This window comes from Streptomyces sp. NPDC060194 (genome assembly GCF_042728285.1).
In the GTDB taxonomy this organism is placed as follows: domain Bacteria; phylum Actinomycetota; class Actinomycetes; order Streptomycetales; family Streptomycetaceae; genus Streptomyces.
In genome coordinates, this window is sequence record NZ_JBHWZH010000074.1 from 1 (window position 1) to 11,935 (window position 11,935).

The 11,935-nt window shown below is 72.4% G+C and carries 11 protein-coding genes and 1 pseudogene; 5 read left to right on the plus strand and 7 right to left on the minus strand.

The window, feature by feature from the left end; genetic code table 11:
* Nucleotides 1-168: 168 nt before the first annotated feature.
* Both ACFWEG_RS17585 and ACFWEG_RS17590 read right to left on the minus strand, forming a co-directional pair.
* The gene (locus tag ACFWEG_RS17585) at nucleotides 169-387 is read right to left on the minus strand and encodes a hypothetical protein (protein ID WP_387215859.1); all 219 of its coding nucleotides are present in this window, start codon (nucleotides 385-387) and stop codon (nucleotides 169-171) included.
* A gap of 790 nt (nucleotides 388-1,177) precedes the next feature.
* The gene (locus ACFWEG_RS17590; RefSeq protein ID WP_387215862.1) at nucleotides 1,178-1,705 is read right to left on the minus strand and encodes a hypothetical protein; all 528 of its coding nucleotides are present in this window, start codon (nucleotides 1,703-1,705) and stop codon (nucleotides 1,178-1,180) included.
* On the opposite strand from ACFWEG_RS17590, the pseudogene ACFWEG_RS17595 reads away from it, so the two are divergent.
* Both ACFWEG_RS17595 and ACFWEG_RS17600 read left to right on the plus strand, forming a co-directional pair.
* Nucleotides 1,688-1,960: pseudogene (locus tag ACFWEG_RS17595) on the plus strand (family 1 glycosylhydrolase); the annotation flags it as partial. The gene ACFWEG_RS17590 and the pseudogene ACFWEG_RS17595 sit on opposite strands and share 18 nt — an antisense overlap.
* 143 nt (nucleotides 1,961-2,103) lie before the next feature.
* Nucleotides 2,104-2,880 carry a sugar phosphate isomerase/epimerase family protein gene (locus ACFWEG_RS17600; RefSeq protein WP_387215865.1) on the plus strand — a complete coding sequence of 259 codons (777 nt, stop codon included), beginning with the start codon at nucleotides 2,104-2,106 and terminating at the stop codon, nucleotides 2,878-2,880.
* A 177-nt stretch (nucleotides 2,881-3,057) separates the two neighbouring features.
* On the opposite strand, the gene ACFWEG_RS17605 is transcribed toward ACFWEG_RS17600, so the two are convergent.
* From ACFWEG_RS17605 to ACFWEG_RS17615, 3 genes are all read right to left on the minus strand, one after another.
* Nucleotides 3,058-4,137 (minus strand): Gfo/Idh/MocA family protein, encoded by a 1,080-nt coding sequence (locus ACFWEG_RS17605; RefSeq protein WP_387215868.1) that lies wholly within the window; start codon nucleotides 4,135-4,137, stop codon nucleotides 3,058-3,060.
* On the minus strand, nucleotides 4,134-4,838 hold the full coding sequence (locus ACFWEG_RS17610; protein ID WP_387215871.1) for a ThuA domain-containing protein: 705 nt from the start codon (nucleotides 4,836-4,838) through the stop codon (nucleotides 4,134-4,136). Before ACFWEG_RS17610 ends, ACFWEG_RS17605 begins: the two co-directional genes overlap by 4 nt.
* 447 nt (nucleotides 4,839-5,285) lie before the next feature.
* The gene (locus ACFWEG_RS17615; protein ID WP_387215873.1) at nucleotides 5,286-6,236 is read right to left on the minus strand and encodes an SDR family oxidoreductase; all 951 of its coding nucleotides are present in this window, start codon (nucleotides 6,234-6,236) and stop codon (nucleotides 5,286-5,288) included.
* Nucleotides 6,237-6,514: 278 nt separating this feature from the next.
* Between ACFWEG_RS17615 and ACFWEG_RS17620 the strand changes: the two genes are divergently transcribed.
* Nucleotides 6,515-7,357: a helix-turn-helix transcriptional regulator gene (locus ACFWEG_RS17620; RefSeq protein ID WP_387215876.1), complete on the plus strand. Its 843-nt coding sequence runs from the start codon at nucleotides 6,515-6,517 to the stop codon at nucleotides 7,355-7,357.
* Between the two features lie 105 nt (nucleotides 7,358-7,462).
* Here ACFWEG_RS17620 and ACFWEG_RS17625 read toward each other — a convergent pair whose 3' ends face one another.
* Both ACFWEG_RS17625 and ACFWEG_RS17630 read right to left on the minus strand, forming a co-directional pair.
* Entirely contained in the window at nucleotides 7,463-8,008 is a 546-nt protein-coding gene (locus ACFWEG_RS17625) for an RBBP9/YdeN family alpha/beta hydrolase (RefSeq protein ID WP_387215879.1), read from the minus strand.
* A gap of 538 nt (nucleotides 8,009-8,546) precedes the next feature.
* Entirely contained in the window at nucleotides 8,547-8,933 is a 387-nt protein-coding gene (locus ACFWEG_RS17630; protein WP_387215882.1) for a DUF1622 domain-containing protein, read from the minus strand.
* A gap of 189 nt (nucleotides 8,934-9,122) precedes the next feature.
* On the opposite strand from ACFWEG_RS17630, the gene ACFWEG_RS17635 reads away from it, so the two are divergent.
* Entirely contained in the window at nucleotides 9,123-10,157 is a 1,035-nt protein-coding gene (locus tag ACFWEG_RS17635) for a PHP domain-containing protein (RefSeq protein ID WP_387215928.1), read from the plus strand.
* Nucleotides 10,158-10,576: 419 nt separating this feature from the next.
* Complete coding sequence (locus tag ACFWEG_RS17640) at nucleotides 10,577-11,830, plus strand: serine hydrolase domain-containing protein (RefSeq protein ID WP_387215885.1); 1,254 nt, start codon at nucleotides 10,577-10,579, stop codon at nucleotides 11,828-11,830.
* Nucleotides 11,831-11,935: the final 105 nt, after the last annotated feature.

The window sequence follows — 11,935 nt, forward strand, 5'->3', positions numbered from 1 at the left end:
CACGAGGTCCAGGCCTTCGGCCTGTTGGGTGGGTCCGCTTCGCTCCCCCACCTGGTCCTTCCGGCTTCGCCTCCAGGACAAGCCCGCTCCGCGGGCGGCTGGCCACGGGACACCGATGGGGGTGTGCTGCCGGGATCCCGCCCGGGGGTTTCATTTGGGGCTGGTCGTCTACAGCGTGCCGTCAGCGATGCGTTCGGCCGCGTCCTGCGCGACCTCGTTGGCGATGCGCACGCCATGCCTCTCGCCAGTGGCCAGGAGGGCTTTCCTCACCTCCGGTGCCGGTTTGCCGGCATGCGTCGTGCGGATCTCCGCCAAGGCCTTCTCGTACCGTGCCGCGTGTTCCTGAACCCGGGGCATGGCCTTCTCGTACTCGGAAACGTCAGCCACACGGATAACCTACCTCGGCCAGCTGGTGCTTCATTCTTTCCTTCGGATTGATTCTGGAACTGACGGACTGTGCCACTGGCTCGCTGCATCGCCGATCGGTGAAACAGCCAAGTCCCTGGTGAACCCCGAGAGGGGCCGCAGGGTTCGGCTTCTCCTGCTCTCGTCCCGGGCTACAGGGACAACCCCAACAGCCAGTACGGGGGCTGGAGTTCGCGCAGACCGTGATCAGGGGGCAGCCATCCCTTCTTCCTCCTGTCGATGGTCCTCTGCGTGTGAGGAGGCGGGTACGGGCAGCCGTACATCCGCTCAGGTTCAGGCGCGGCCCAGGGCGGTCGGTAGTGGACGGTGCACACAGGCCAGACCGTCTCCTGGTGCGGTTTCGGTGCCGGCGTCGTGCCTTTACGGCGCCGACGTTCGGGGCGTGGTGGCCGAGGCGGGCGCACCGTGCAGCTCTCGGCGAAGGCGGCCAGCGGCGGTAGGCCGGTGCTTCCCAGCGGATCGGTGAAGAGCGGACCGCTGGTGCCCGCCTCGAGCCCCCGGACAAAGGCTGCGGCCCGCAGCAGGGGGCGGGCCCACGCGGGGACGGGGTGGGTCATGCAGCCCCGGCGGAAGCCATGGTCGTGCAGCGTGACAGCCGAGCCGTCCAAGACCACATCGAGGACGTGGACCGTATCAAGCCGGGTGGTGCAGACCGCGGTGAACACCACCGTGGCGAGCCGGGCAGCCAGGTACGGGTGCGCAGTAGCCCGGTGAAGCCGCCAGGCGACCTCCGCCTCGGCGAGGGAAGCTATCACCGGCCGGAACAAGCCCCGTTCGGCCGCCATCGGCACGGCGCACTGGCAGGGGCGCCAGCCGGGTCATCATCGGCCAAAAAGGTGGTCAGGACCGGCAGGCCAATCCAGCGATTCGCCAGCGGGCACAGCGCCTCTGATACCCGCCGTGCAGGAGCAGCAGGACCAGCCTCAGACAGCAGGACGAAGCCCTCGGGCAACAGGACGGAGGCCTCGGGCAACAGGACGGAGGCCTCGGGCAACAGGGCGGAGGCCTCGGCGACCGTGTGCTCCACCTGCTGAAATTCACGTTCCAGGAAGACCCGCACGGCACGGTGGTGACAGACGAGGACCAGCCGGACCCCGGTGCGCCGGCGCACAGCAAGCAGACACTTGAAGCGGTGCGGGGTCAGGAGGTGGGCTCGTAGGAGGGTGAGGTGGGTGACGGGGGTGGCGAGGATCCAGGCGGCCGTGATCAACCAGACCGGGGCCGGATCGAGCTGGTGGTAGCCGTCCAGGGGGACGGGCTTGCCGACGGCGGCGTCCACGACGTCGACCGCGTCCGGTTCCTCCAGGACCATCTCGGCGCCGTCGCCCAGGCCATGGCCGCCGGTGCGGACGTCCGCGGCTACTGCGCCTGGTCCCTCATGGACAACTTCGAGTGATGCGAGGGCTACCGCAAGCGTTTCGGTATCGTCCACGTCGACTACGCCACCCCGACCAGGACGCCCAAGGACAGCGCCCTGTGGTACCGCGACTTCGTCACCCGGACGAAGGCCGCCGCCCGGCCCGGCGGCAACTGACCCCGCCCGCTCCGCGTCCGGCGCCTGACACCCGGCGACGAGCGCAGCGGGGAACGGTACGGTGCACCCCCGGCCACGGGTGCACCGCACCGCCGCCCGCGCTCCCGGCAGGAACGGCCGGCGTCCGATCCCGAGAAGGAATCATGAGACTCGCATTCTCCACCCTCGGCGTCCCCGGCATGCCCCCGCAGCAGGTGCGCGAACTGGCCCTGCGCACCGGCTGGACCGGACTCGAACTGCTCTCGAGCCTCGACGAACCACTGCACACCGGCCTCGACACGCACGCGCGGGCGAAGTTCCGGCGAGAACTCGGACCCGAGGTGACACCGGTCGGCGTCAACTCCTACGTCCACGTGGGCGCGAGCCACCTGGAAGACGAGGACGTCATCACGGCCATCCTCTCGGAGGCAGAGCTGGCACGCGATATCGGTGCCGCCGGAGTGAGGGTGTTCCCCGGCGGCGAACCGGACGAAAGCGACGAACGCCTGGCGACCAGGCTCCGCGCGGCGGCCGGGCAACTCCCGGCTGGCGTGCAGATCTGGCTGGAGACCCACGACTCCCACTCGACGGGCCGGCAGGTGGCAGACGTGCTGGAGAGGACGGCCAGTCCTCATGTGCGGGCGATATGGGATCTCGCGCACACGGTCCACGGCCGGGAACCGTGGCAGGAGACCGTCGATGTGCTTCGCCCGCATCTCGCCCACGTCCAGATCAAGGACGAAGTCACCGCGGGCAGCACTCCTGTCGCCCTCGGGTGCGGAACCCTCCCCGTCGCTGCCGCGCTGACCGGGCTCCTCGACACCGGCTACGCCGGATGGACATCGCTGGAATGGGAACGCAAATGGTTCCCCGAGGCCGAGCCCCTCGAAGGCATCCTCACCCACGGCCGAACATGGATCCAGGACAACGTCCTGTCTTGACGGTCGTCGTGCCCCACGCGTGACCTTGGATCGAAAGGTGCAACTCACCATCACGGAAGAAGCTCCGATGACCAGCGAGAACGAGGCCGAGACCGCCGAGCCGGCGCAGCCGAAGGCGTCGAGGGCCTTCGGCTGACCGGTGATGACAGGCTGCCACCTCGGCCGGCGAAGAGGTGGTCAGCCGAGCGGGACGGCCGCGGGCCGGTCGCAGGTGCTGGTGACCTGCACGGACGCACCGGTCCGCGCGGACTCCAGCAGCGACTCCATGACGTCGAGGACGTGGTAGGCGAGCGTTCCCGACGCGCGCGGCTCCTGTGCGGCGGGCGTCCGCGCCATGTCCGCGAGCCCCTGGCCGCGGCCCGCGTCCCGGTACCCGGCGGACGGGGGGAGCGTCTCCCACTCCTCCTCGCCGAGCCGGAACAGCCTGACGTCGCCGGAGAAGCGGTTGGGGTCGGGGACGATCAGGGAGCCCTTCTCGCCGTGGACCTCCAGGGGCGACGCGGCGGTGGCGACCCCGTCGAAGCTCATGACGAGGGTGGTCAGGACCCCCGACGCGTGGGTCAGGACACCGCTCACGTGGGTGTCGGTGGTGACGGAGATCCGCTCGCCCGCGCGCCGCCCGGAGGCGATGACGCGGGTGTCACGGGACCGGCCGGCCGTCCCCGTGACGGAGCGGACGGGGCCGAGGAGAGTGACGAGGGAGGTGACGTAATAGGGGCCCATGTCGAGGAGCGGGCCGCCGCCGGGCACGTAGTAGAAGTCCGGGTCGGGGTGCCAGAGTTCGTGGCCCGGGACCGTCATCGTGGCCGTCGCGAACAGCGGGCGGCCGACGAGCCCGTCGTCGATCGCCCGGCGGGCCGTCTGCACGCCGGTGCCGAGCACCGTGTCGGGGGCGCACCCGACCCGGACGCCGCGCGCGCGGGCGGCGGCCAGCACCTCCCGGGCCTGCGCGGTGGTGGCCGCGAGCGGCTTCTCGAGGTAGACGTCCTTCCCGGCGGCGATCGCCGGCAGCGCGACCTCGGCGTGCGCGGCCGGGACCGTCAGGCTGAGCACGACGTTCACGGCGTCGTGGGCGAGCAGCTGGGGAACGGTCAGGGCCTTCACGCCCGGGTGGGCGTCCGCGACGGCGTGGGCGCGTACGGGGTCGAGGTCGGCCACCGCCACGAGCGCGAGCGTGTCCGACGCCGCGAGCGTCGCCAGGTACTGGCCGGAGATGGCGCCGCAGCCGACGATGCCGACGCCGGTGCGGGCGCTCACCGGGCCGCCCACAGCAGGCCGCGCTCGACGAGCGTGCGGACGGTGTCGTCCCGCAGGACGTCGAGGCTGTGACCGGGGGTGCAGACGAAGATCCGCCCCTCGCCCCAGGCCCTCGTCCAGACGGCGGGGCAGGTCACCGGCCGGCCCCACGGATCGAGGGCCCGGGCGGCCAGGGTGGTGGTGGCCAGCACGTCGCAGTAGGAGTCGGTGAGCACCCAGTACTGCTCGGTCTCCAGCTCGAAGTCCCCGATCCCGGCGGTGACCGGGTGGTCGGCGGCCGCGGGCGTCATCTCGATCCGGTGCGGCAGGAAGTAGTCCGTGCCGTCGCCGCACCGGTCACCGGGCGCCTTGCCGGGGTGGCAGGCGAACTGGCCGCCCACCAGGTGCAGGTACTCGGAGCTGTTGCGGTAGGAGTCGGCGATGCCGCCGTGCCAGCCGGCGAACCCGGTGCCCTCCCCGATCGCCGACCTGAGTCCGGCGACCTCCTCGGGGGCGATCTCGCTCATGGTGACGCACTGCAGGACCAGGTCGACGCCGCTCATGTAGGCGGTGTCGGCGTAGACCTTCGGGGTGCTCTCGATGCGGACCTCGAAGCCGTTGTCCCTCAGGAAGGGCAGGAACAGCTCGGTCGCCTCGACCGGTCGGTGTCCCTCCCAGCCTCCTCGGACCACGAGTGCGTGCCTGGGTGTGGTGCGGCTCATCGCTTCGTCAGCCTCATTCGTCCGTGCGGGTGCGGGGCAGCCGCGGGGGGGCGGTCCGGGGCATGGCGACGGCCCCGGACCGGTGTCGGTGTCGGTGTCGGTGTCGAGAAGGGGAGAACGGTGGGGGCGGCCGGACTACCGGTCGCAGCCACCGTCCTTGTCCCGTCGCGAGTGGGGCCGGGTGAGGTCCTCGATGCCCTTGTGCCGGTGGGGGTCGCGGCCGGCGACCAGGACGATGTCCCGGACTCTTCTGCGCCGCTCGCGTTCCGCTCGGACCCGCGGCCCTCCGGCGGTCCGCCTCCCGGGTCCCGGCCCTGGCTACCGCGCGGGCCGACGACGCGGCGAGCGGGTCGACGCCCCTTCTGAGACAGGCCCGGCCCCCAGCCGGTGATCCACGCCTCCCCGCTGCTCCCCTGGTTCACCGGCTCCCGCACGGCGGACGGGGGCTCACCTGCCGGGCAGCTGATCGGCGACACCCGTCAGTGCCTGCGAGACCTCCCACACCCGCCGGGCCTCGTCGGGGTCGGACAGCCGGCTGAAGAGCTTCTGCTCGGCGGGCGGGCCGCTGATGCCGCCGGGCCCGCTCGGCCCGTAGAGGGCAGCGCCGCGAGCGGCGGGCGAGGTCGCCGCGTACAGGGCGGGGAACTTCGCGCTCTCCACGGTGCCGGCCAGAATGCCCCGGGCGGACAGGAAGCGGATCATCCGTACGCCCAAGGTGTCCTTGGCGCGGCCGATCTCCGGCCGGGCGGCGAGGAGGCTCGTCGGGGCCACGCCCGGGTGGGAGAGGTTGCTGGTGATGCCCCAGCCCCCGGCCTTGCTGCGCCGGTCGAGTTCCAGGCCGAAGAGCCCGAGGGCGATCTTCGACTGGCTGTAGGCCTTCATGCCGTCGTACGAGCGCTCCCAGTTCAGGTCGTCCCAGTTGATCGAGTTGCGGTTGGCGGAGATGCTGAGCTGCGAGGTCACCCGGGCCTGCCCGGCCCGCAGGAGGGGCAGCAGCCGGAGGACCAGGGCGACGTGCCCGAGGTGGTTGGTGCCGAACTGCAGCTCGAAGCCGTCGGCGGTCGTCTGCCGGTCGGGCGGGGTCATGACGCCCGCGTTGTTGACCAGGAAGTGGATCGGCCGGCCCTCGTCGACGAGCGAGTCGCCGAGTGCGGCGACGGAGTCGAGCGAGGACAGGTCGAGCGTGCGCAGCGACACCTGCGCACCGGGTGCCTGCCGCCGGATCTCGGCGACCGCGGCCTCTCCCTTGCGCGGGTTCCGTACCGGCAGCACCACCTCGGCTCCCGCCGCGGCGAGCCAGGCCGCGATCCCGAGGCCGATGCCGTCGCTGGCTCCGGTGACGACGGCGCGCTTGCCGGAGAGGTCGGGAACGGGCATGTCGACGGGCTTGCGTGCCATGGGAATCACTCCTGTGGGATCGGGTTGCCTCCACGGTGACGCCCGCGCCCGGGCGTATCCAGGGCCTCCCGATCCACCTTTACGCAAGGCGAGGCCAGGGCCCGGCACGGCGGGCCGCCGTGGGGGGGGGCGGGCCGGGAGCCGTCAGGGCGTAGGGGGGATCGACGATCCGTGGCTGCGGGCGGCTCCGGGCGCTAGAAAGGGAGCAGGGCCCCGACGCCGAGAGGGCCCGAGCGGCTCACGAACCGAGCGGTGCCGCGAGAGGAGGCGGAGGAGACATGGAGATCGACCGGCCCGGCCTCGCCGCGTTCCTGCGGCGCCGCCGGGAACAGCTGCAACCGGAGGACGTCGGCCTTCCGCGCGGGCAGCGGCGCAGGACCAGCGGGCTGCGCCGCGAGGAGGTCGCCGTGCTGTGCCACATGTCGACCGACTACTACGCACGGCTGGAACGGGAACGCGGCCCGCGCCCGTCCGAGCAGATGGTCGCCTCGATGGCGCAGGGCCTCCACCTCTCCCTGGACGAGCGCGACCACCTCTTCCGCCTCTCGGGCCACACGCCACCCGTCCGGGGCACCACCGGCGAACACATCAGTCCCGGCCTCCTCCGCATCCTGGACCGGCTGGACGACACCCCCGCCGAGATCGTCACCGAGCTCGGTGAGACGCTGCGGCAGACCCCGCTCGGCGTCGCTCTGACCGGCGACACGACCCGGCACACCGGCCTCGCCCGCAGCACCGGCTACCGGTGGTTCACCGACCCCGACACCCGGAAGCGGTACGCGACCGAGGACCACGCCTTCCTCTCCCGACTGTTCGTCTCCGGCCTGCGGGAGCTGGCCACCCTCCGGGGCCCCGGCTCCCGGGCCGCGCACTGCGTCGAACTGCTCCTCGACAAGAGTGAGGAGTTCCGCCGGCTCTGGGACCGGCAGGAGATCGGTCTCCGTCCCCATGAAGCCAAGCGTTTCGTCCACCCCGAGGTCGGCGTACTGGAACTCGACTGCCAGCGGCTGCTGGACCCGGACCAGTCCCACAGCCTGCTCGTCTACACGGCCGCGCCCGGCAGCGAGAGCTACGAGCGGCTGCGGCTGCTGTCGGTCATCGGGACGCAGCCGCTGCACTGACACCGACCGGACCCGTTCCGCACCCGGCGCACCGGAGTACGGCGCCCCGCCCCTGACGTCCTGTTGGGCGTGCTCCGGTCGCCGGGGTGCGACACACGCGTCGGCTCAGCGGTCGACGAGTTCGCGCAGGAGCTCCCGGCCCGCCGGCCAGTCGGCGAGGCCGCTGTCGGAGTTGATGTGGCCGTGACCCGCGAGGAGCCGGACGGGCGCCTGCCACGCCCGCGCGAAGGACGCGGACGCCTCGGGGGTGCAGTAGGGGTCGTCGTCGCTTGCCACCACCTGGGCCGGGCACGGCAGGGGGCGGGCCGCCACATCCAGGAACGTCGGCGCGGGCGCGGACGGGAACACCGGTCCCCGGGGATCGGGGGGCGCGACCAGGAACGCAGACACCGCCGCCGGCCGCACCTGCTCCAGCCAGGCCGCGGCCGCCCAGCAGCCCAGGCTGTGCGCCACCAGCGCCACCCGGTCGTCTCGCCGCGAAGCGATCTCGTAGGCGGCCTGGACAGCGGCCACCCAGTCCCCCACATCCGGCCTGCCCCACGAGGCGGGCGCGATCCGGACCGCCGAGGGCCCCCACCGCTCCTCCCACAGGCTCTGCCAATGCCGGTCGTCCGAACCGTCGATGCCAGGGATGACGACGTACGCGACCATCGCCGACCGTCCTTTCGCTCGTGGCCCCCGCCGACGGCGGCCGCTCGGAGGTGATTCTCGACGGTCCGTCACGCGGCGCACGGCCCGGGGGGAGGAGGAGGTCGCGTCATTCGGCGGTGACGATGACGGGATCACCCGCCGCCGATCGTCCCGGCCGCCCGGTGGCGCAGCCGACCGGTTGGCAGACGAGAGGTGATGGCACGGCGGGGTGCGCGCGCACGCCGTGCCGGACGGATTGGTGGTGCGCCGCCCCATACCGTTGCCCGGTGGGACCGCCCCTACGGTGCTGGCGACCGGGGCGCTCCGGCGTCCCCTCCGGCCGAGCGGCCCGGTCCCGCCGGGCACCGCGGAGCCGCCGTGCAGTCACCGCCGCAAGGAAACGTCCCCCTGCCGACCCGCGTTCTCCCCGCGCGGCCTGCCGGGCCGTCCGGACGCCGACAGGAGTGGCGTCACATCCGCTCCTACGGCATCACCACGCTGGGCGGAACGCTCTTCAACGCCTGGCCTGACGATCGGCGACCATCGGTGAACGACGGTCCTAGAGGGCGAGGGAGTCCGGCTTCGGTGCAGTCCGGTCGTGCTCGATCTCCGCGCGTTCCTGGGCGATCTCCCGGGTGAGGAAGAAGTTGAGGACGGTCCGGATGGCGGCGACGGCTGCCAACTGGCCGATCTCGGTGAAGGTGGGGGCGATCGCGGTGCGCAGGACGTCCGCTGCGAGTTGGAACTCCAGCCCCAGGACGAGGAAGCGGCCGAGGCTGAGCCGGATCCTGTTGAACTGCTTGATGAAGGAACCCCTGCGGAGCGCGCTCGACGCGAAGCGGGCGAAGGCCCAGACGGCTCCCGTGAAGATGACGAGGGCACCGGCGGCTTCGACCACGTGGGCGAGCCATCCGATGGCGTCCCGCACCGTGGCCTCTGACAGCACTTCTCCTGACCATGACATCCGAGCCTCCTACCCCCGCTCGGTCGTTCCAGCGGCGTTCGGGCGGGTCCCGGGCTCCGCTGGAGGGGGCGGGCCCGGAAAGGGTGCACGATGGCGGTCCGTCGCTCGCCGTGCCCCCGGGCCGTCGATGGGGGAAGCTGGTCGGACCACCCCACCGTGGCGGAGGTGCCGATGGAGCCCGTGGCGGCGTTGGACCGTATCGCGTTCCTGCTGGAGCGTTCCGGCGCGCCGACCTATCGCGTGCGTGCCTTCCGGAACGCCGCCGCGGTGATCGGCGGGCTGAGCGACGACGAGCTGATGCGGCGGGACGCCGACGGCTCTCTGGAGTCCCTGAAGGGCATCGGGCCGAAGTCGGCGGGGGTGGTGCGGGAGGCGCTGGCCGGTGGGACGCCGGCGTACCTCGCCCGGCTCGAAGTTCTGGCGGAGGAACCGCTCGTCGAGGGTGAGCGGGGTGCGGAGCTGCGGGCGCTGCTGCGCGGCGACTGCCACCTGCACTCGGACTGGTCCGACGGCGGCAGCCCGATCGAGGAGATGGGACGTGCCGCCCGGGACCTCGGGCACGAGTGGGCCGTCCTCACCGATCACTCACCCCGGCTGACCGTCGCGCGCGGCCTCTCCGCGGACCGGCTGCGCGAACAGCTGGCGGTGGTCGCCGACCTCAACGCGCGCTGGGCGCCGTTCCGCCTGCTCACCGGCATCGAGTGCGACATCCTCGACGACGGCTCGCTCGACCAGGAACCGGAACTGCTCGACGCACTCGACCTCGTGGTCGTGTCGGTCCACTCCAAGCTCCGCATGGACGAGGCCGCGATGACACGGCGCATGGTCACCGCCGTCTCCGACCCGCGCGCCGACGTGCTCGGGCACTGCACCGGGCGGCTGGTCACCGGGCGCGGCAGGCCCGAGTCACGCTTCGACGCCGGCGCGGTCTTCGAGGCGTGCGCGGCGGCGGGCACCGCGGTGGAGATCAACAGTCGGCCGGAGCGGCTCGATCCGCCGCGCCGGCTGCTGCGGGAGGCCGTCGCCGCCGGCACCCTGTTCGCCGTGGACACCGACGCGCACGCCCCGGGGCAGCTGGACTGGCAGGTCATCGGATGCGCGCGGGCGGAGGAGTGCGGGGTGCCCGCGGAGCGGGTGGTGAACACGTGGCCGGCTGACCGCGTGCTGGAGTGGACGCGGGGGAACCGGGGTCGGCCCTCGCCCTGATCCGCGGATCGGGGCGGGTCGGGCGGGAGCGGGGGTCTCGGCCTACGCGTCGTCCCGGACGCCTCCGTGGTCGAGGCGGATGCCCGGTGTCAGCGGCGGAGCCCCTTCCCGCGAGGCCCGCGAGGTTCGCCGGGTTGACTCCGGCGCGGCGGCCGTCCCGCGGTCGGCGGGTCCTCGCGGGGGCCGCCGTCGCCAGGCCCTTCGCGGACGGGACGGCTCAGAGGCCAGGAGACAGGGGGTCCCCCGCCGCGACATCGGCTGACGACCACTCACCGAGCTCTACACAAGCGCGCAATTGGTCCGTTCGGATGTTGTACCCCCGTGTCGGGGAACCATCCGGGCCGCCCAGGACTTCCCTTCCTCGATGCCGGTGGTAGACCCGTCGTGGCATCACCGATCCAGCCGAGGAAGAGCCGAGGATGACCGTGCCTCTGTCGTCACGCCGACGTCTGACCGTCTGCGCCACCCTGATCGCCGCGCTCGCCGGTGGTCTCGCCCCCCTCACCATCGCTTCGGCGGCGCCAGTCGATACCCGGACGACGGCCCCCGACATGGCCGGCGTCGCCGCCGCACTCAAGGCCGCGATGGCCGAAGGGGCGCCGGGGGCGATGGCCCGCTACTCCGGCCCGGGCGGGGTCGAGGCGAGAACCGTGGGCATCCGCGACCGGAAGTCCGGCGCGGCCATGGACACGCGCGCACGCTTCCGGATCGGCAGCGTCACCAAGACGTTCTCCAGCGTCGTGCTGCTCCAACTGGTCGAGGAGCGACGGCTGAAGCTGGACGCGCCCGTCAACACCTACCTCCCGCGGCTGCTGCCCGACAACCGGATCACGGTCCGTCACCTCCTCACTCACCGCAGCGGCCTGGCCGACTACACCAACGCCATGTTCGAGCAGACCGTGCCGGGCTTCGAAGCCGTACGCAACCGGGTCTTCAGCTATCAGGAGCTGGTCGACCTCTCCCTCGCCGAGCCGCGGACCACCGAGCCCGGCGTCTCCTACCAGTACTCCAACGCCAACTTCGTCGTCGTCGGCATGCTGATCGAGAAGCTGACGGGACGCCCGGTCGCCGAGGCCTACCAGCGGCGCATCATCAAGCCGCTGGGGCTGCACAACACCGCGTACGTCCACCCCAACACCCGCATCAAGGGCACCCACGTGCGCGGCTACCTGCATCCCGACGAGGCCGGTGCGCGGCTCGTGGACTCCACCGAGCAGACGCTGTCCTGGGCGCAGTCGGCGGGGGCCGTCATCTCCAGCCCTGCCGAACTCAACACCTTCACCAGCGCCCTGATGCGCGGCCGGCTGCTGTCGCCGGCGATGCTGGACGCGATGACCACGGTCACCCCGACGGACCCGGCCAGGACCCGGTTCTACGGCCTCGGCCTGCGACGGTACGACCTGTCCTGCGGCACCCGGGTGTACGGCCACACCGGCACCGTCCAGGGCTACTACACCTACGCCTTCTCCACCCGCGACGGCCGTCGCAGCCTCGCCGCCATGGCCAACACCTCCAACCGCGGCGCCGCGAACACCGCCCTCGGCGGCACCCTGGAGGCCGCGTTCTGCGGCAAGAAGCGCGCGCCCGCCTCGACCGCGCGCTCCGCGGCGCCCTCCGGCACCCCTGACCGCGCCCCGCTCCCCGCCGAGCGCGACCTGCCGGAGCGCCACTGACGACCGGCTGACGCCCGCCCGTGCGCGATCGCCCACGTCCGCCACCGTTGCCCGCTGTTCGAACCCGCCGTCGTCAGAGGACACGGCAGGTGCAGTGAGCTGGAG